16 protein-coding genes and 1 tRNA gene are annotated in these 18,937 nt (G+C 40.2%); 11 read left to right on the forward strand and 6 right to left on the reverse strand.

Annotated elements, in window-relative coordinates; all coding sequences use genetic code 11:
• Complete coding sequence (rfbC, locus tag ACULLG_RS06015) at window positions 1-549, forward strand: dTDP-4-dehydrorhamnose 3,5-epimerase (RefSeq protein ID WP_452125871.1); 549 nt, start codon at window positions 1-3, stop codon at window positions 547-549.
• A gap of 15 nt (window positions 550-564) precedes the next feature.
• The gene (gene rfbD / locus ACULLG_RS06020) at window positions 565-1,434 is read left to right on the forward strand and encodes a dTDP-4-dehydrorhamnose reductase (RefSeq protein WP_452125872.1); all 870 of its coding nucleotides are present in this window, start codon (window positions 565-567) and stop codon (window positions 1,432-1,434) included.
• On the opposite strand, the gene ACULLG_RS06025 is transcribed toward rfbD, so the two are convergent.
• The gene (locus tag ACULLG_RS06025; protein ID WP_452125874.1) at window positions 1,424-2,530 is read right to left on the reverse strand and encodes a hypothetical protein; all 1,107 of its coding nucleotides are present in this window, start codon (window positions 2,528-2,530) and stop codon (window positions 1,424-1,426) included. The two genes, rfbD and ACULLG_RS06025, sit on opposite strands and share 11 nt — an antisense overlap.
• 459 nt (window positions 2,531-2,989) lie before the next feature.
• Window positions 2,990-4,090: a DUF4407 domain-containing protein gene (locus ACULLG_RS06030; protein ID WP_452125875.1), complete on the reverse strand. Its 1,101-nt coding sequence runs from the start codon at window positions 4,088-4,090 to the stop codon at window positions 2,990-2,992.
• A gap of 247 nt (window positions 4,091-4,337) precedes the next feature.
• Between ACULLG_RS06030 and ACULLG_RS06035 the strand changes: the two genes are divergently transcribed.
• On the forward strand, window positions 4,338-5,540 hold the full coding sequence (locus ACULLG_RS06035; RefSeq protein WP_452125876.1) for an NAD(P)/FAD-dependent oxidoreductase: 1,203 nt from the start codon (window positions 4,338-4,340) through the stop codon (window positions 5,538-5,540).
• Between the two features lie 63 nt (window positions 5,541-5,603).
• Here the strand turns inward: ACULLG_RS06035 and ACULLG_RS06040 are convergent, their stop codons facing one another.
• From ACULLG_RS06040 to ACULLG_RS06050, 3 genes are all read right to left on the reverse strand, one after another.
• Entirely contained in the window at window positions 5,604-7,727 is a 2,124-nt protein-coding gene (locus tag ACULLG_RS06040; protein WP_452125877.1) for a M56 family metallopeptidase, read from the reverse strand.
• A 2-nt stretch (window positions 7,728-7,729) separates the two neighbouring features.
• Window positions 7,730-8,095 (reverse strand): BlaI/MecI/CopY family transcriptional regulator, encoded by a 366-nt coding sequence (locus tag ACULLG_RS06045; RefSeq protein WP_452125878.1) that lies wholly within the window; start codon window positions 8,093-8,095, stop codon window positions 7,730-7,732.
• A gap of 93 nt (window positions 8,096-8,188) precedes the next feature.
• Window positions 8,189-9,577 carry a dipeptidase gene (locus ACULLG_RS06050; protein ID WP_452125879.1) on the reverse strand — a complete coding sequence of 463 codons (1,389 nt, stop codon included), beginning with the start codon at window positions 9,575-9,577 and terminating at the stop codon, window positions 8,189-8,191.
• Between the two features lie 98 nt (window positions 9,578-9,675).
• On the opposite strand from ACULLG_RS06050, the gene ACULLG_RS06055 reads away from it, so the two are divergent.
• Window positions 9,676-9,757: transfer RNA gene (locus ACULLG_RS06055), tRNA-Leu, on the forward strand.
• A gap of 68 nt (window positions 9,758-9,825) precedes the next feature.
• Here ACULLG_RS06055 and ACULLG_RS06060 read toward each other — a convergent pair.
• Complete coding sequence (locus ACULLG_RS06060; RefSeq protein ID WP_452125880.1) at window positions 9,826-10,299, reverse strand: Lrp/AsnC family transcriptional regulator; 474 nt, start codon at window positions 10,297-10,299, stop codon at window positions 9,826-9,828.
• Window positions 10,300-10,513: 214 nt separating this feature from the next.
• On the opposite strand from ACULLG_RS06060, the gene eat reads away from it, so the two are divergent.
• From eat to ACULLG_RS06095, 7 genes are all read left to right on the forward strand, one after another.
• Entirely contained in the window at window positions 10,514-11,824 is a 1,311-nt protein-coding gene (gene eat, locus ACULLG_RS06065) for an ethanolamine permease (RefSeq protein WP_452125881.1), read from the forward strand.
• A gap of 8 nt (window positions 11,825-11,832) precedes the next feature.
• Entirely contained in the window at window positions 11,833-13,194 is a 1,362-nt protein-coding gene (locus tag ACULLG_RS06070) for a glutamine synthetase family protein (protein WP_452125882.1), read from the forward strand.
• Window positions 13,195-13,200: 6 nt separating this feature from the next.
• A complete protein-coding gene (locus ACULLG_RS06075; protein WP_452125883.1) occupies window positions 13,201-14,352 on the forward strand; it encodes an iron-containing alcohol dehydrogenase in 1,152 nt (383 codons plus the stop codon).
• A gap of 14 nt (window positions 14,353-14,366) precedes the next feature.
• Window positions 14,367-15,107 (forward strand): gamma-glutamyl-gamma-aminobutyrate hydrolase family protein, encoded by a 741-nt coding sequence (locus ACULLG_RS06080; RefSeq protein ID WP_452125884.1) that lies wholly within the window; start codon window positions 14,367-14,369, stop codon window positions 15,105-15,107.
• A 2-nt stretch (window positions 15,108-15,109) separates the two neighbouring features.
• Window positions 15,110-16,477 (forward strand): aldehyde dehydrogenase family protein, encoded by a 1,368-nt coding sequence (locus ACULLG_RS06085; RefSeq protein ID WP_452125885.1) that lies wholly within the window; start codon window positions 15,110-15,112, stop codon window positions 16,475-16,477.
• A 22-nt stretch (window positions 16,478-16,499) separates the two neighbouring features.
• Window positions 16,500-17,621: a sulfatase-like hydrolase/transferase gene (locus tag ACULLG_RS06090; protein ID WP_452125886.1), complete on the forward strand. Its 1,122-nt coding sequence runs from the start codon at window positions 16,500-16,502 to the stop codon at window positions 17,619-17,621.
• Between the two features lie 207 nt (window positions 17,622-17,828).
• Window positions 17,829-18,932: a bestrophin family protein gene (locus ACULLG_RS06095; protein WP_452125887.1), complete on the forward strand. Its 1,104-nt coding sequence runs from the start codon at window positions 17,829-17,831 to the stop codon at window positions 18,930-18,932.
• Window positions 18,933-18,937 lie beyond the last annotated feature (5 nt).

Consider the following 18,937-nt stretch of genomic DNA (forward strand, 5'->3'; position numbering starts at 1 on the left):
ATGGAAGTACACAAAACTGAAATAGATGGCTGCTTTATCATAGAGCCCAAAATCTTTGAAGATAAAAGGGGGTATTTCTTTGAGAGCTATAATCAAGAAAAATTTGAATTATTGACCGGCGCAAAACCTTTTTTTGTGCAGGATAATGAATCAATGTCTACCAAAGGAGTGCTGAGAGGGCTACATTTTCAAAAAGGAGCGCATGCCCAGGCCAAATTGGTGCGGGTATTGGATGGTGAGGTATTGGATGTGGCAGTCGATATTCGACCCGAATCCAAAACCTTTGGAAAAGTGGTTTCGACCCTACTTTCATCCGAAAATAAAACGCAAATGTTCATTCCCCGCGGATGTGCCCATGGTTTTGTGACCTTGAGTGAAACTGCAAAATTCTCGTATAAATGCGATAATTTTTATAATGCATCCTCCGAAGGAGGAATCATTTATAATGATCCAACATTTAATATCGATTGGATATTGAATGAAGAGGATTTGATCATTTCAGAAAAAGACAAATTTTTACCCGTTTTTAAGGAAGCGGTTCCACATTAATTCTATATTCGAAGTATGAAAATATTGGTCACAGGTGCATCAGGACAATTGGGGAGTACATTTAAATCTATTGCTGCTCAAGGGCAGGCAAAAGATTTGGATTTCGTCTTCAAATCCTCCACAGAATTGGACATTACTGATTTTGCGGCAGTTCATGAAGAATTGACCGGTTCAGATTATGCCTATTGCATCAATTGTGCGGCCTTTACCAATGTGGATAAAGCGGAGGCAGAAAATGACCTGGCCTATCGAATCAATGTGACCGGTGCGCGAAATTTGGCCATGAACTGCAATGAAAGCAGTACCGTATTGATCCATATTTCCACGGATTTTGTTTTTGATGGCTTTTTAAATACACCGTATTTGGAAGAAGATATTGCCCGGCCCATTGGGTTTTATGGCGATACCAAATACAAAGGAGAGCGAGCCATCATCAATAATTTGGAAGAGCATTTTATCATTCGAACTTCATGGCTGTACTCAGAATTTGGGCACAACTTTATGAAGACGATGCTAAAATTGGGCGCTGAACGGGATGAACTCTCAGTGGTCTACGATCAAGTAGGAACTCCGACCTATGCCCTGGATTTGGCCCATGTGGTTTTGCATATCATTAAAGCCCATAGCATAGATTACGGAGTGTACCATTATAGTAACGAGGGAGTCGCCAGTTGGTACGATTTTGCCAATGAAATTTTTCAACAGTACAATATTGACATCAACCTAAAACCCATTCGGTCAGAAGAGTATCCCACCCCTGCCGAACGACCCAAATTCAGTGTTTTGGATAAATCCAAGATCAAAAACACCTTTGGACTTCAAATTCCGCATTGGAAAGAGAGTCTTGCTGTTGCGTTAAAGGCGTATTCGAAAATCAACATCTAAAATTTAAGGAATCAAATCCTGTTCCTTTCGTCTGTTTAAAAAGATGTTCAGCTTTATTTACTATTTCTGGTTTTTTTGTTCCTTCACGTACTACAATCAATTTACTGTGGTCATTCTTATTGATGTACTGATTCAGCCACAATGCACCCGATTTATCGAAATGGAACCCAGATATCACTTGGCTCGATTTTATACAACCATCTAGTGGGTGGCGATCGAGCGACATTGTTGGGATATGGATGGACCTCAAATAATGTCTTCTGCCGCGTTGGCGATCTGAAAAATGGATTAAAATATGATCGTCATCTATAAAAGTTACATTCTCTACATTTACATAACCCACACCTGCTTCTGAATCAATATCTCTAACGATTTTGCTTATCGGATGCCCAGATTCGCCAAATGTGTCAACGTCATGGATAAGATGACCCATTGGATCCCGTATTTCAATACGCGTATCGCAATAGTTGATATTGTATTCTCCACGAGTTATAAATTTCATATAAGATCGATGTGTGAGAAAGGTATTTAAGATTTTTTTATTTGCTAAATCATACACAATGCCTTTGTACTCACTTGCATCAAAAATAAGCAGGTGTTCATTGCTTGTCAGGTTTAAGGCTGTTATATATTCAGTTTGTTTTGAAAGATTAAGGGGGATAAACTGTCCTGATTTCCACAATCTGAAATCGTTTGCTTCGCTTCCATAGCCATTTCCAAATACACAGACTAGACCCATTGGGGTATAAGCCATGCGTTCAATAATCATATTGTTCTGCAAATCCTCACAAATCCACTTCTCGGCAGAATCTTCGTTAATTTTTATAACAGTTGGGTTATCCAATTTGAATCGTCCAGCACTGAAAAAGACCTCATTATTGCCAGAGAAGGTTACTTCCGTTCGTACATCCACCCCAAAGTCTTCATTAAGATCCCATTTATGGGCACTTGACCCGTCAAAACGATAAATTTGAGTGCTTTTTTCACCTCCGATAAACCATAGTTGACCATCTGGGCCAACTCTCAAGGCATAGGAGGCATCTTCGTTAATGCCATCTACTTGACCGATGCTTTGTATGTTGGTATGTTCTTTCATGATATGATATAGTTTGTTCAGAATTGTTTACAGCGTTTACCCTAAAAGTCTTTTTATTGATTTTTTAGTGTGGATTAGTGAAATTCACCAAATTCAACCTAAAAAACCGATTGGAATTGATGAATGATGGATATGAATTAACGGATGGGACTATGGCTTATTTATAAGCTCCTTCCCTTGCCAAGGGAAGGTGGATTGATGCATTGCATCAAGACGGAAGGGATTTATGGTTTTCACCCTTTCCGTCCTCCGGACACCTTTCCCTGAGCAGGGAAAGGAACTTTTAAGAATCTTTAGAAAACATCTGTGGGAATTCGTGAAATTCGTTTCCAACATGAGGTGGAAGTCTAAAGTACAAAGTTAGAAGTACGATAGATAGAACTTGGATATTGGAATTTGTCTTTTGAAATTTGATGTATTTGAGCCAATATCCTTAAACAATATGGAGCGTCAAAGGCATTAAAGCCCCTTCACCTGCACTTTATGAAAAGAATCGGCCTGCAGTTTGAGCAATTCCTCCGCTTTTTCCTTTTTGTAGCGGTAGAGTTCCTCTTCGCTTTTAATATCCTCGTAAATCTTTTGGTTTAATTTACCATCTGTTGAGAACAATAACTTGCGCTGGGCCACTTTTTGGGTCACCCAGGTCGCGACCACACTTTCTTGTTCTTCAAACTTGTAATCGTATTCCCCTTTGGGAGCCAAAAGTTTGGCGATGATGGGTGCGGTTTCAATCGCTAAAAACAACAAGAAGATAAAAAAGGAAGGAAACCAAGGCAGTTTGCCCAACGCATTGATTCGCGCCATAAGTCCATCAAAACCATCAATAATGGGTTGCGAACCAGCAACTACGTTTTCGTAGTCGGCATTCAGTGTTGCAATTTGCGCTTCAATAGCTGTGATTTTGGCGCCGTTGGTTTCTTTCAATTGTTGCAATTCGGCCAAATATGCATCATGTTTTTCCCGTTTTTCTTTGTACACCGGACCTTTTCCCAATAAACCTGTCCCAGCGGTTCCTTCCGCTTCCGAGATGTAAGTATCGTACAGGGCATTGGTTTCGGCTTCTTTTGTGGCTATTTCACTTTTTAAAATTGAAATATCCTGATTTAGACTTTCAATTTTTGGAGTGTATTGTAAGGCCAATTGCTCTTTGTTGGCCAAAGTCATGACATTCTTTTCCTCCAATAAAACTTGATTGATCTCTTTCTCAAAAATCTTCATTTCAAGCGGCTTGGAAATGACTACTGCAATGATCATAGCCAAAATAATTCTAGGGGTCGCTTGCCACAGTTCGCTTTTAAAACTATCCCGTTTTTTTATGGTGGAAACTATATAACGGTCTAGATTAAAAATCAACAAACCCCAAATCAGACCAAAGAAAATGGAAGTATAGATATTGTCAAAAACCGTATAAAGGGCATATCCGCTAGCTATAAATGCCATAACAGCGGTAAAAAAAACCGTGGCGCCTATACCAGCATATTTATTGCGCTCCCCATTGGAACAAGTTTCTAAAATTTGGGTGTCCGCTCCCGAGCAGAAGATGAAAAAACGTTGTAACATAACAGTGTTCTATTTTGATTGATGATTATCCTGCCTACCCTCCGTACGAAATTTCTATCGGTGGGTGATTAGCACAGATTGACTATTAGAACGCAATTTTGGTTGATTTGTTACAACATTGGTTTCCAAAATGTCTTTTTGGTTAAAACAAACGATTGAATTCCAAAGGATTGCTGTCCGTAGATTGATTTTTGTCATACTTTTTAGAGACACTGTGGCGTAACTTCACCTCATAAAATTAGAAGCTATGACAACTACCGTGATAATTGGCGGAAATTTTGCTGGAATGACCGCTGCTTTGGAAATTAAAAGAAAGGGAAAAGAAGAACATAAGGTGGTGATGATTGATAAATCGCCCTTATTTCTTTTTATTCCTTCACTGATTTGGGTTCCTTTTGGACGTCGTGAAATCAAGGATATCTCATTCAGAAAAGACGATATTCTTAAAAAGAAAGGTGTGGATTTTGTTCATGCCGAGGCCTTAAAGGTGGATCCTCACAGCCAAACAGTACATACCACTAAAGGAGATTTTAAGTATGATCATCTTGTTGTGGCCACAGGCCCAAAGGTAAAATACGATGTGGCTCCCGGGGTGGCAGAACATTCCTATTATATTGGTACACCGCAAGGCGCCATGAAAACAAGAAAGGCCTTGGAAGACTTCAAGCAGAATCCAGGCCCGATTGTTATTGGAGCCACCCAAAATGCAGGATGTATGGGTGCAGCTTACGAATTTTTGTTCAATGTTGAAAAATGGTTGCGAGAGCAGAAGATCAGAAAAAAAGTGGATCTCTACTGGATTACCCCTGAAACCTTTTTGGGCCATTTTGGAATCGACGGTATCACCGGAGGTGAAACCATGCTTAAGTCGTTCATGAAAATGTTCAACATACATTATAGAACCGAAGTAGGAGTCGAAGAAGTGACCGAGGATTCCGTTGTATTGTCTTCTGGTGAGAAATTGCCTAGTAAATTTACAATGTTAATGCCGCCATTTCTTGGGGTTGACTTTGTGACCAATTCGCCAGAACTTAAGGCGAACGCTTCCGGTTACTTACCGGTTGGCGAAAACTATAGGCATCCCGATTTCCCAAATGTATGGTCTGCAGGAATCGCTGTCGATGTAAAACTGCCTTTTAAACCTGGGAAAGTTCCTTTTTCGGGCCCTAAAACAGGATATCCTTCTGATGAAACCGGAAAAATCGTTGCTGAAAATATAGTTCGAATAAGTAATGGAAAAACCAAGCTGAAGAAAAAAGCATGGGGCAAAATACCGGGAATATGTGTTATGGATGCGGGAAAGAAAGAAGTGATTATCATTAGTGATCACCTGTTTAAACCCAGAAACTTTGCCATTATGATTCCTAATGTATTTTATGATTTTTCCAAGGTGCTTTTTGAAAAGTATTTCCTTTGGAAAACAAGAAAGGGTTATTCATATCTACCATAAACAATGTATTAATGATTTAAAAAAAGCCCTGATCTTCAGGGCTTTTTGTTTTGCTTAAAAATGCTATCGTTCGATAATAATAGGATCCTTAGAGATCTTTACAGTTGGTTTTCCATTTTTGGTATCGCTTCGCGAATCAATGTTTAAGCTTTTATTTTTTTTGATGAGTTTTATCGCTTTTTCGGCGCTTATTTGCTTTCCTTCAAAATAGAATACTCCTCCCTTCGCTGCCATTTTTTTTACATGGTCTAAAGGCGTTGGTGGTGTTGGTGGTGTGGGCGGTGTCGTGGGGCTAATCATACGATTACCCGGCGGTGGCGGTGGCGGAACTTCCACTATATGCGGAACTTCCACTATATTATGTTTGGCGGAAGACGATGGTGCAGTTACCTTGCTGAAAGGTGCCTTTGGAGGTGCTGGTGGATCCGGGAAATCTGGAAAAGGTTCCGCATCTTGTCTTTGTTTCTCTGACATTAGGTTATAGATATACCTAAGGCGCTCCACATCACTTAGAAGGACCCGCATCTTGTTCCTGGGCATGTTGTTATAGTGTTTGGCAAGTTTGTTGTACTCTGCCATTTGTTCTCTGGTGGCACTTTGTTGAGTCTGTTCGTAAATTTTAGCATAGGGCGAAACATCTTGTCTTTGTTTCTCTGACATTTGATGATATAATTCTTGCATTCGCTCAACCTCTTCCAAGAGAATCCTTGATTTGCCGGTTTGGTTATCTTCATGTTTTTGTGCCAGAATTTCGTATTCCTTCAGTTCTTCGGATGTTAGCGAATTCCTTTTTACATATCCAGATGGTTCCGCCAAGGTTTTACTGGATTGTTTTCTGAAATATTGCCGACCTTCAGAATCATATATTTTACCATTCTTTTGACTGAAAGACCATGGGCTGTTGGTGTATGTAAAATAAAAACCATCTTCATTTTTCTTTGGGTAAAATTTGTTTTCCCTACCATCAATGGTAACAAGCCAGATAAATTCATCCGTAAAATTTTGAATATCTAGCTCTATTTCCTTGTCTTTGGTTTGCCACTGTCCTTCAAATTTTTTGCGGTTACTTTGGCCTTCCATTATGAAATTTTGGCCAAAAAGAGTTAGAATTCCAGTGTTGCCGTCAATTCTTAATGGGATTTTACGGCCCAAATTTTCCAAATAATAGTTCCCTTGAGTTTCTCTTATTGGATTCACACTATATCCATTGTCGTATAAATAGGAATCGTCTTTTTCAACAATGGAGAAAGCATATTGTTCGGTTTCTTTGGTTAACCAAACGCCTTCAAGTTGAAATTGTGAAGTTCCCGAGGTTTCAATGACCTTTTTATCACTAAAACCATAGAGAAGTAAAGAAAGAAGAGGAAGCAATAACAAGCTTCGGATTAAAATTGATTTTTTTGATGTTTCTGTTTTCATGACTGTTAAACGTTTTTTGATTGATGAATAATTGATTGCATTGGACAATGCTGAATGAAAATTATTGTCGCAATTTGAAAAAGCCAAGAGTGTATGTTGATAAGTCGCGGTATCGACATTTTTTGACAATACGGCCTGATCAGCCAAAAACTCATGATTCAACTTTATGGCCCTTTTGAAAAGAAAGATAAGCGGGTTGAACCATAATAGAACTTGCAGCAATTCGATAAAAATAACGTCCAAGCTATGCTTTTCGTTTACATGGGCTTCTTCATGTGCCAGAACCTCGTTGGGTATGTCGTTGCATTCCCATTTGTGTCGATTGAGAAAAATGAACTTCAAAAAAGTATGCGGGGGCATTTTCTCTTGAATCAGCACATGGGTACATTGTTCAAGTTGTTGCTTTGGGTTATTTCGGATTCGTTTGATGATCTGTGCCAGGTTTTGTATAAACTTGAATCCAAACAAAAACAGGCCTACGAAGTAGATTGGCCAAATCAACAAGGTAAAATCAAAAGGAACTTCCGGTGAATCTTTTGTTGCTATAATTTCACCTGTTTCAATGGTGTTCATTGAGGCAAATTCTTCCGAAATGGGCACGGTAACATATTCAATAAAGACTACAGATGGTATAATCAAAGAAAGTACAAGGGCACCGATAAGATAAAACCTTTTGAATGTGTGCATGCGTTGGCTCTCCAGAAATATCTTGTAAAAGACAAATAGTAGGGCCAAACAGGCAGCAGATTTGAGAAGATACACCAGCATAACTATTTCTTTTTTATTTGATCATCGATAAGCGTTCGTAAGGACTCTAATTCTTCCTTGCTCAAATCAGTTTCTTTGGTAAAAAAGGATGCAAACTGACTCGGACTATCATTGAAAAAATTCTTGATGAGTCCTTTTACCTGTTTGGAAAAATAATCTTGCTTTTTAACCAAAGGATAGTATTCTCTAGATCGGCCAAAACTCTTGTATGCAACATATCCTTTGTCTATCATCCTTTTTAGTAGGGTAGCTACGGTGGTTGTGGCGGGTTTAGGTTCAGGATATGCGTCCAAGAGATCTTTCATGAAAGCTTTTTTCTGTTTCCAGATGATATTCATTAGTTCCTCTTCGGATTTTGACAAGGACATGCTCTATGAATTTAGAATTAACTCTACAAACATAGAATAAAAATTTAAATTCTACAAACGTAGAGTCAAAAATTATTGGGAAAGTTGGTCAGTTTAACTCGTCATTTGGGTAAAATATTTGTAAAAGTAGGGGATTGTTTCAATGCCCTTTAAGTAGTTCCATACGCCAAAATGTTCGTTAGGAGAGTGTATGGCATCACTATCCAATCCAAAGCCCATTAAAATAGTTTTGCTTTGTAAAACCTGCTCAAAAAGGGCAACAATGGGTATGCTCCCCCCGGTACGCTCAGGAATCGGTGTTTTTCCAAAGGTGGTTTCATACGCTTTGGCTGCAGCTTTGTAACCGATACTGTCCGTTTTGGTCACATAAGGGAGTCCTCCATGATGTGGAGTAACTTTTACTTTCACACTTTCGGGAGCTATGGACTCAAAGTGTTTTGTGAAAAGTTCTGTAATTTCTTCAGGATCTTGATCAGGTACCAAACGCATGGAAATTTTTGCATATGCTTTGCTGGCAATTACCGTTTTGGCACCTTCACCGGTATATCCGCCCCAAATTCCATTAACATCCAAAGTGGGACGAATGGAATAACGTTCAGCGGTGGTAAATCCTTTTTCACCATAAACATCCCCAATATCAAGAGCGCTTTTATATGCTTCTATACTAAAAGGAGCTTTGGCCATTTCCGCACGTTCTTCCGCGGAGACCTCTTCAACTTTATCATAGAAACCAGGAATGGTGATATGATTGTTTTCATCATGAAGGGAGGCGATCATTTTATTTAAAACATTGATCGGGTTGGGTACCGCACCTCCGTATATTCCTGAATGAAGGTCACGGTTTGGCCCTGTTACCTCTACCTCCACATAACTCAATCCTCGTAATCCAGTGGTTATAGAAGGTACGTCATTGGCCATCATACCAGTGTCTGAAATCAAGATAATATCGTTGGATAATTTTTCTTTATGATCTTCCAGAAAATCTGCCAAACTATCACTGCCTACTTCTTCCTCACCCTCGATCATGAATTTGACATTGCAAGGGAGCTGGTTGTTTTTGATCATAAACTCCACCGCTTTTACGTGCATGAACATCTGACCTTTGTCATCGCAGGCTCCGCGTGCAAAAATGGCTCCGTCTGGGTGTAGTTCAGTTTTTTTGATGACCGGCTCAAAGGGAGGAGATTCCCAAAGTTCCAGGGGGTCGGGTGGCTGCACGTCGTAATGGCCATATACCAAAATGGTTGGAAGGTTTGGGTCGATTATTTTTTCTCCATACACCACCGGATATCCTTTGGTATCACAGATTTCGGTGTTCTCGCAACCAGCATTAACCAGAGATTTTTCAACAGCCTTTGCAGTTTCCAAAACATCTTGGGAAAAGGCAGTATCCGCACTTATTGATGGTATTTTTAGAAGGTCGACCAATTCGGCGATGAATCGGTCTTTGTGGGTAGCAATGTAGTCTTTTAGTTGTTCCATGAAATTAGTTAAGATCGACACTAAAAGTACAAAAAACAAGTTTTTAAATAGAGTGTATTTATGAATCGGAAAATTGATTTATATTTGCAGACCTTTTTGCGGGTGTGGTGGAATTGGTAGACACGCTAGACTTAGGATCTAGTGCCGCGAGGCGTGGGGGTTCGACTCCCTTCACCCGCACAAAAAGCTCTCAAATTATGAGGGCTTTTTTATTATCACAAATACCTTGATAGCAAGGATAATGGGAGTTAGTCCGACATGAACAAGGGCAAGCGTGTAGTATTGACCACCTCATTCATTACAAAATGGCTTTCCATATGCTTTATGTTTCTTATTGAGCCCAGCTTTTTCAGATTGAACTGATGGAAATGATCCATATCCCGGGTATAGACCTTCAACTGAAAATCGAATGCTCCAGTAATATGAAGACATTCCACGACTTCAGGAAATTTCTTGATTAACTTCATAAATGATAAAGCCTCGGTATCGGAATGTTTTTCCATACTTATTGAAACTAGAGCCATAATGTTCAATCCAAGCTTTCTTCTATTCAACAAGAAAACCTTTTTCGTAAGCAAATTTTGGGAGTGGAGCTTTTTGATTCTTTCGTACACTGGTGTGATGGTAAGATCAGTGGCATCTGCAATTTCCTTGTTGCTTATGTTGGCATCTCCTTGCAATAAAGCAAGAATTTTAAGGTCTTTTTGATCTAATTTCTGCATGGTACAGTGATTTTTATCCAATAAAATATAATTGACATCAATAAACAGTTAATAAATACTGTTTTTGGCTAAATTAAAGGTTATTTTTTGGTTTTTATATTTTTATCAGTCTAATTATGTTGTCATTGAATTATTAATAGTAGATTTAGTCTGTTTATGAAACTTTATCGAAGCTGAAACTTCCGTAAGGTTGCCTATCCATATTAACAGTACTATGAGCAATTCCCAGTTGAAAAGAGTTCTGAGTCCCATTATGTTATGGGGACTAGGTGTAGGTTATGTGATTTCTGGGATGTATTTTGGTTGGAATCTGGGACTGGCGGAGGGTGGCACCTATGGATTGGCAATTGCCACTGCTTTTATCATTGTTATGTATGTCACCTTTACCTTTAGCTATACCGAGATGGCCTGTGCCATTCCCAGGGCTGGTGGAGCCTTTGAATATGCCAACCGGGGATTAGGAAAACATTTGGGGTTTATTGCAGGAATTGCCCAAAATATTGAGTTCGTTTTTGCGCCACCCGCGATAGCGGCGGCTATTGGCGCCTATTTAAATCTATTATACCCTTCCATAAATATTATTGGTTTTGCTATTGTGGCCTATCTCATTTTTACCTTAATAAACATTCTGGGTGTAAAATTGGCGGCATCATTTGAATTGGTCATAACTATTTTGGCCGTTGTGGAACTTTTAATATTTGCTGGGGTCACATTACCTGAATTTCAGATTGAAAACCTGCAATTGAACCCTTTGCCAAATGGAATGTCCGGAATTTTTGCCGCTATCCCTTTTGCGATATGGTTCTTTTTGGCCATTGAAGGAGTGGCTAATGTCGCAGAGGAAGCCATCAATCCCCAACGTAGCATTTTAATAGGTTTCGGATCGGCAATACTCACCCTTGTCGTGTTGTGCATGTTGACCTTTACTTCGGCAGTGGGTGTGGCAGGCTGGGAAGCTGTTGTTTATCCTGAGGGAAGTACCGTTGCTTCCGATTCTCCTCTTCCATTAGCCTTGTCCAAGGTTGTCCACAGTGGGCATATTTTGTACAAATTACTTATTGGTATTGGCCTATTGGGTCTTATTGCTTCATTTCACGGAATAATTTTAGCAGGAGGTAGGACAACCTTTGAATTCGGAAGGGTGGGGTACGCACCGCGCATTTTGGGTAAAGTTCATAAAAAATTCAGAACCCCGGCAATTGCATTGGTGGTTAACATGGTGGTCGGAATAATTGCACTGTTCACAGGAAAAACAGGTGAGATTATTACCATTGCCTGTTTTGGGGCACTTTGTCTTTACATTGTCTCTATGTTATCACTTTTTGCTTTGCGCAAAAATGAGCCTGAACTACCAAGACCTTTTAAAGTCCCCATGTTTCCAATATTTCCAGCTCTTGCACTGATAATAGCAATTATTGCTTTTGGAGCAATGATGTACTTCAATCCACAAATTGCCTGTATTTTTATAGGAATAGTAGGACTGTCCTATGTTTACTTCCTACTTTTCTTGAACAAAAAAATGTAAGCTGCCATATGGAAAAACAGGAATTGATTAAAAAACTCGAGCAAAGCAACCACAAAAAGGTTAAAATAGCGATTACCGATATAGACGGTGTAATGAGGGGAAAGTACATGCACCGTGATAAGTTAATCTCTGCATTGGAAAACGGTTTTGGGTTTTGCTCCGTGGTATTTGGATGGGATATGGCCGATGCAAGCTATGAAAATGACGTTACCATCACAGGTTGGCATACAGGATATGGAGATGTGGAAGCCACCATCGACCTTGGTACCTATAGAGAAATTCCATGGGAGGACGACACTCCTTTTGTATTGGCTGATTTTAGCAAAAAAGAAGGAAAAGGACTCGAGGTATGCCCTAGACATCTTTTGAAAAAGATTATTGCCCGTACAGAAGAGTTGGGCTACAAACCCATGTTTTCACAGGAATTTGAATGGTTTAATTATAGAGAAAATTCCATTAGTGTAAATGAAAAAAACTTCCAAAGCGCTGAACCTATAACCCCTGGAATGTTTGGATATTCCATACTCCGAATGTCGGAGAACAGTGATTTTTTTAAAGATTTATTTGAATGGCTAGGTGATTTTGGGGTCCCTTTGGAAGGTTTGCATACCGAAACGGGACCCGGAGTTACTGAAGCTGCAATTCAGCATAGTCACATTTTAGAGGCTGCCGATAGAGCAGTACTTTTTAAGACGGCAGTAAAGGAAATTGGTTATAGGCATGGTATAATCCCCAGTTTTATGGCCAAGCAAACACAGAAACTCCCAGGGTGTGGAGGCCATGTCCATCAAAGTTTATGGGATGCTGATGGAAAAGAAAATTTGTTTTACAGCGGCACAGCCAGCGATGGGATGAGCAAGACGATGAAAAGCTATATAGCCGGCCAACTGTTATGTTTACCAGAGGTGCTACCCATGTTTGCCCCTACGATCAACAGTTATAAAAGATTGGTGGAAGGAGCATGGGCACCCACCACATTGACTTGGGGGGTTGATAATCGAACAACGGCCATTAGGGCATTGGCGGGAGGAAAAAAGTCTACTCGAATTGAGCACAGGGTAATTGGGTCCGATGTAAATCCCTATTTGGCTATGGCTGCTTCATTGGCAAGCGGTCTTTATGGTGTCCAAAAAAAGTTGAAGTTGGAGGTACCTGCAACTGCAGGAAATGGATATCGAAATTTTGATAATGGCATACTGCCATCAAATCTTTGGGAAGCCTCACAACAAATGAAAAACTCCGAAATAGCCAAGGAACTTTTCGGGGAAACCTTTGTGGATCACTTTACCAAGACCAGGGAATGGGAATGGAAACAATTTGCGGCAGAGGTGACTGATTGGGAAACCAAAAGATATTTTGAGATTATTTAATTACTGATGATAGAGATTGACAAGACATACACTTATAACTTCCCCACCAAGATTCGATTTGGCGCGGGGGTGGTTAAGGAACTTGCACTGTACTTAAAGGACCAAAATTTAAAGTCCCCATTGTTGGTGACTGACCCCAATGTAGCAGAACTGTCCTTTTTCAAAACCATAAAGAAGGATTTAGAGCTAGCAGGCTTACAGGTCGAAGTGTACAAGGAAATGCACAAAAATCCCATTAAATCTGATGTGGAGCAAGGTGGGGAGCAGTACCATGCCACGCAGCGCGATAGTGTCGTTGGCATTGGGGGCGGCGTTGCCTTGGACGTAGCCCGGGCCATAGCACTCCGAATTAACCATAAGAGGGATCTTTTTGATTATGATGACCTTATTGGAGGCGATCAATATGTGACCGAAGAGGTGCCTCATTTCGTTTGTATTCCAACAACCTCGGGAACAGGGAGCGAAGTGGGAAGGAGTGCGATAATATCGGAAGATGTTTCAAAAAAGAAACGAATTCTTTTTAGTCCAAAATTATTGGCCAAAATTGTTTTTGCGGACCCTGTGCTCACGATGGAACTGCCATCATTTATTACTGCGGCAACGGGAATGGATGCTTTGACACATAATATGGAGGCCTATGTGGCCAAAGGATTTCATCCCATGTGCGATGGAATCGCATTGGAAGGGATACAATTGGTGTCGGCATCATTGGTAGAGGCTACCCATAAACCCACATTGGAATCCAGGGCCAAAATGCTGTTGGCTTCCCTTATGGGGGCAGTGGCATTTCAAAAAGGTTTGGGAATAGTACATAGTCTGGCCCATCCATTATCCAGCTTGTTGGATACACACCACGGATTGGCAAATGCTGTAAACCTCCCTTATGGGATGGGATTCAATTATAAGGGACTGGAAGAAAAGTTCGACCGAATGGCATTTTCATTTGGATTGGGGGCGAATTCAGGCGATAAGGTGATCGACCATTTGTTTTCACTAAATGAGCAACTATCCCTTCCTATAAAACTGTCCGAAATAGGTGTTGAGGAAGGCCATATTGAAGAACTTTCATTTTTGGCGGAGGCAGATTTTTGCCACCCAAATAATCCCAAACCCGTTAGCAGGGAAGATTTTAAGGTATTGTATCAAGCAGCTTTATAGAAATTTATTGGTCTATGATTAAAATTGGCATCACATCATGTCTAATGTATCCCGATAAGGAAAGGCTCGTCTTCGGCCCCAAAACCTTGGATTACTTAGAAGAGGATATGGCTAGATATGTTACCAAGAAAGGGGTTTTACCGGTATTGATACCTCGAGTTGAAAAAGCATATCTAAACGATATTTTAGATGAAATGGATGGTTTTGTGTTTCAGGGAGGAACCGATTTGGCTCCAGAAACCTATGGAGAATCACCCATTGGCAAATGGAAAGGTGATCGACAACGTGATATCTATGAGTTGGAAATCATGGATTATGCGATTAAAAACTCAAAACCTGTTTTGGCCATATGCCGGGGCATGCAATTAATGAATGTCTATTTCGGTGGAAGTTTATATCAAGATACCTTGAAACAAAAACCAGAAGTGGATGACCATCGCTCGGCTGAACTTTATGATACGATCAAACATCACATTATTTTTGAGGAGGACAGTTTTTTGGGGAGACTCTATCATGATGAAAATAACCCGATGGTGAATACTGTGCACCATCAATCTATAAAGGAATTGGGCAAGGATTTAGAAGTCTACGCATACTCAGATGATGGAATCATTGAGGCAATAGGGTTTAATAAAGAACCCGAAGGGAAGGTCATGGGAGTCCAATGGCATCCCGAATTTTCACATACCCTTGGAAGCGAGGTTATTGATGAAAAAAGGCTGTATCAAGCATTTCTGGAACATACCAAATCATAAAAATGAAAGTCATTAACCCCGCAACTGAAGAAATCATCTGTAATTTGGATACAAATACCCAAGCAGATGTAAAGAAGATTGTTGATGTCTTAAAACAAGGACAAAAAGCATGGTCGCAACGCTCGATAGGGGAAAGATTGGGCTGTATCGTTCGGTTTGGGGAACTGGTACAAGAAAACAAAAACGAATTGGCCCAGATCCTGACATCGGAAACCGGAAAACCAATGCAACAATCACTTAATGAAATCAATGGGGCACACAACAGAATTGATCATTTGCACGGCCATGCCCAAAAATGGTTATCCGAAGAAATACTGGTAGAACAAGGTAATACCCATGAAAAAATTGTTTATGAACCTTTAGGTGTCATTGCCAACATTTCTGCTTGGAACTTTCCGTATAATGTGGGTTATAATGTTTTTCTATACGCTTTGGTGGCTGGTAATGCCGTGCTGTACAAACCTTCGGAATATGCTTCCTTAACGGGGAAAAAATTCGAGGAGTACTTGCATATGGCAGGAATTCCTGAAGATGTGTTTCGATGTGTGATTGGGGCTGGTGACCTTGGACAGGCCATTTTGGAAGCCCCTTTGGATGGTTATTTTTTTACAGGATCATATACAACTGGTCTGCACATAGCCAAAACGGTTGCCCCCAAGATGGTGCCCTTACAATTGGAACTTGGTGGTAAGGATCCCCTGTACATTGCAGACGATGTTCCGAATGTTGAACAAGCGGCAAAAAACGCAGCAGAAGGTGCATTTTATAATAATGGTCAAAGTTGCTGTGCTGTGGAAAGAGTTTATGTTTCGGAAAAAATTTATGACCAATTCATTAAAGCCTTTGTAGAGGAAGTAGAATCCTATCGGATTGGTGATCCAACGGACATCAATACTTTTATTGGACCTTTAACTCGGGAACCACAATTAAAAGTGCTGGACGAACAGGTTGAAGATGCCATATCCAAGGGTGCGGTCCTAATGGTTGGTGGCAAACGTTTGGAAAGGAAAGGGTTCTTTTATGCCCCAACACTATTGATCAATTGCAACCATGAGATGAAAGTAATGAAAGAGGAATCTTTTGGTCCTATAATCGGAATACAAAAGGTAGGTTCAGATAACGAAGCAATTCAATTGATGAAGGACACTGAATATGGATTGACTTCGGCTGTGTTCTCTTCCAATATGGATAGGGCTAATGCGATACTCCAAGAAATGGATTCTGGAACGGTATACTGGAATTGTTGTGATCGGGTGAGTCCCAATGTGCCTTGGTCCGGACGAAAAAACTCTGGCCTGGGTTCCACACTCTCTTTTCAGGGGATAAGAGCATTTGTTCAACCCAAGGCTTATCACTTGAGAAAAATATAGTTTAAATATAAAATAATACCAGATGAAAACTTTAGGGAGGTTCCTTTTTAGCCTGTATTGCATATGTAATGTATCTACTTTGTTGGGACAAGAGAACGATGCTCCAAAGGTGGTTTTGATTACCATTGACGGTCTTCGATGGCAAGAACTGTTCACAGGAGCTGATCCACTACTTGTGGCCAACAAGGAATTTGTTGGCGATACCGTGGGTCTAAAAAATGATTTTTGGAGAGATTCGGCAGAAGAGCGAAGAAAAGTTTTGATGCCATTCCTTTGGAATGAGGTGGTAAACTTAGGCCAATTGCACGGAAACAGAAATTTGGACAGTAAAATGAATCTGACCAATACAATGTGGTTCTCTTACCCTGGGTATAACGAGATTTTGACCGGAAAAGCAGATGATGCCAGAATAGATAGTAATTCCAAAATCAACAATCCAAACACCACCGTTCTGGAGCGTTATAACAGTTCCAAGAATGGAAATGGCAAAGTTGCAGCTTTTGGCAGTTGGGACGTTTTTCCATATATCGTTAATGAAGAGCGTTCAGGAATCCCTGTCAATGCGGGATTTGAACCAGCGAAAGGCAATTTGAGCAAACGGGAAGTGTTTCTGAATCAACTCCAAAAACAAATACCTAGTCCATGGAGCAGTGTGAGATTGGATGCTTTCACCCACCATTACACCCTTGAGTATATGAAAAAGGAGCATCCTAAACTGGTGTATATTGCCTATGGTGAAACGGATGATTTTGCCCATGGAGGAGATTATCAGGCCTATTTGAAGGCGGTTAATAATACAGATTCCTTGATCAAGGAAGTTTGGGACCTTACCCAAAAAGATGATTTTTATAAAGATGAGACCATCTTTATTATTACCACTGATCATGGCAGGGGAACAAAACCCTTACATACATGGCAAAGCCACGGTTCACAAATACCAGGAGCCGATCAGGTTTGGTTGGTGGTTTTTGGGAAGGGAATTGAGGCTATGGGAGAAGTAGATAAAAAGGAACAATTGTTTACTGATCAGGTTGCTCCTACCATTATGAAAATTTTAGGATTGCCCATTGGTCAAAATCCCAAAATGGGAAGGCCCCTAGATCTTATTGATGTAAAGCAAATGAATAAAAGCACAACGAATTAAAATCATTTAACTTAGTTTTCTGTGGATTGATAAGCGCAAGACATGGGATATAGTGCCGTGATACGTGGGGATTGGACTCCCCATCACCCGCACAGCAAAGAAAAAGCCAAAATTTGAATCTTGGCTTTTTTATTTGGCAACCACCCCATGTACTATCTTCTAGAAATTTCCTATTTTGTAGAAGAACCAACATTACCATTATAATCCATGTACACAAGACGAATATTCCCGATAAGGGGAGTTATCAGATGGACGCGAAGACATATTTTTCTTTTTTTAGTATTAGCCACCGTACCTGTTTTTTTGTTTGACATTCTACGTTGGAAATGGCTTCATATCCCTTGGCTCCCTTTGGGAGTGTTGGGTACTGCTGTTGCCTTCATTGTCAGTTTTAAGAACAATGCATCATATGATCGGTTGTGGGAAGCACGTAAAATATGGGGCGGTATTGTAAATGCCTCGCGCTCTTGGACCATTATGGTCAAGGATTTTATAACCAATGAACACGCCAAGAGCACAAAAAGTGATGATGAACTAAAAGAGGTCAAAAGAGAACTTGTGCACCGTCATGTAGCTTGGTTGACCGCTTTGCGGTATCAACTGCGAAAAGATAAACCTTGGGAGATGCACCTTAAAAATTCAAAATCGAATAGTGAATTTAGGGCCAGTCAATATACAGTTTGTGAAGACAGCATACCTATTGAGGAAGCAATTTCTCCATATATTTCAAAACACGAAATGGATGAGGTTTTTGCAAAGGGAAATCAAGCGTCACAGTTACTTGGAATTCAATCTAGACGGTTGGGTGAATTGATGAACAATGGACTTATTGAAGATTTTCGACATATGGAAATGATGTCAATGCTTACAGAGTTCTACACTTTACAAGGAAAAAGTGAGCGCATCAAAAACTTTCCATATCCTCGGCAATTTGCTACCCTAAACTATGTTTTTGTTTGGATTTTCATTCTTTTAGTGCCCTTTGGGATTATGGAAGGTTTTGAGGAAATTGGAAACAAGGTAATTGGTCACCTAGAGACAAGTCCTGCCTATTTCGAGTTTACCCAAAACCTGCAGCTTTTTATTGGCAAACATTTTGTTTGGTTTTCCATTCCATTTAGTGCTTTGGTAGCTTGGGTTTTTCATACCATGGAAGCAATAGGTGAGAATACCGAAAATCCATTTGAAGGGGGTCCAAACGATGTTCCCATCACCGATTTGAGCAGGGGGATAGAAATCGATATCCGTCAACTGATTGACGATGACAACATTCCAGCTCCTTATGAATGGAAGAATGATATTGTGATGTAATCAGA

This window comes from Flagellimonas sp. 2504JD1-5 (assembly GCF_053618295.1).

Coding starts and splice junctions, on each gene's coding strand:
- ACULLG_RS06070 (WP_452125882.1), top strand. CDS start 11,833: ATGGAAAAACAGGAATTGATTAAAAAACTCGAGCAAAGCAACCACAAA.
- ACULLG_RS06050 (WP_452125879.1), bottom strand. CDS start 9,577: ATGGAACAACTAAAAGACTACATTGCTACCCACAAAGACCGATTCATC.
- ACULLG_RS06075 (WP_452125883.1), top strand. CDS start 13,201: ATGATAGAGATTGACAAGACATACACTTATAACTTCCCCACCAAGATT.
- rfbD (WP_452125872.1), top strand. CDS start 565: ATGAAAATATTGGTCACAGGTGCATCAGGACAATTGGGGAGTACATTT.
- ACULLG_RS06085 (WP_452125885.1), top strand. CDS start 15,110: ATGAAAGTCATTAACCCCGCAACTGAAGAAATCATCTGTAATTTGGAT.
- eat (WP_452125881.1), top strand. CDS start 10,514: ATGAGCAATTCCCAGTTGAAAAGAGTTCTGAGTCCCATTATGTTATGG.
- ACULLG_RS06030 (WP_452125875.1), bottom strand. CDS start 4,090: ATGTTACAACGTTTTTTCATCTTCTGCTCGGGAGCGGACACCCAAATT.
- ACULLG_RS06095 (WP_452125887.1), top strand. CDS start 17,829: ATGTACACAAGACGAATATTCCCGATAAGGGGAGTTATCAGATGGACG.
- ACULLG_RS06045 (WP_452125878.1), bottom strand. CDS start 8,095: ATGTCCTTGTCAAAATCCGAAGAGGAACTAATGAATATCATCTGGAAA.
- ACULLG_RS06040 (WP_452125877.1), bottom strand. CDS start 7,727: ATGCTGGTGTATCTTCTCAAATCTGCTGCCTGTTTGGCCCTACTATTT.
- ACULLG_RS06035 (WP_452125876.1), top strand. CDS start 4,338: ATGACAACTACCGTGATAATTGGCGGAAATTTTGCTGGAATGACCGCT.
- ACULLG_RS06080 (WP_452125884.1), top strand. CDS start 14,367: ATGATTAAAATTGGCATCACATCATGTCTAATGTATCCCGATAAGGAA.
- ACULLG_RS06090 (WP_452125886.1), top strand. CDS start 16,500: ATGAAAACTTTAGGGAGGTTCCTTTTTAGCCTGTATTGCATATGTAAT.
- ACULLG_RS06060 (WP_452125880.1), bottom strand. CDS start 10,299: ATGCAGAAATTAGATCAAAAAGACCTTAAAATTCTTGCTTTATTGCAA.
- rfbC (WP_452125871.1), top strand. CDS start 1: ATGGAAGTACACAAAACTGAAATAGATGGCTGCTTTATCATAGAGCCC.
- ACULLG_RS06025 (WP_452125874.1), bottom strand. CDS start 2,530: ATGAAAGAACATACCAACATACAAAGCATCGGTCAAGTAGATGGCATT.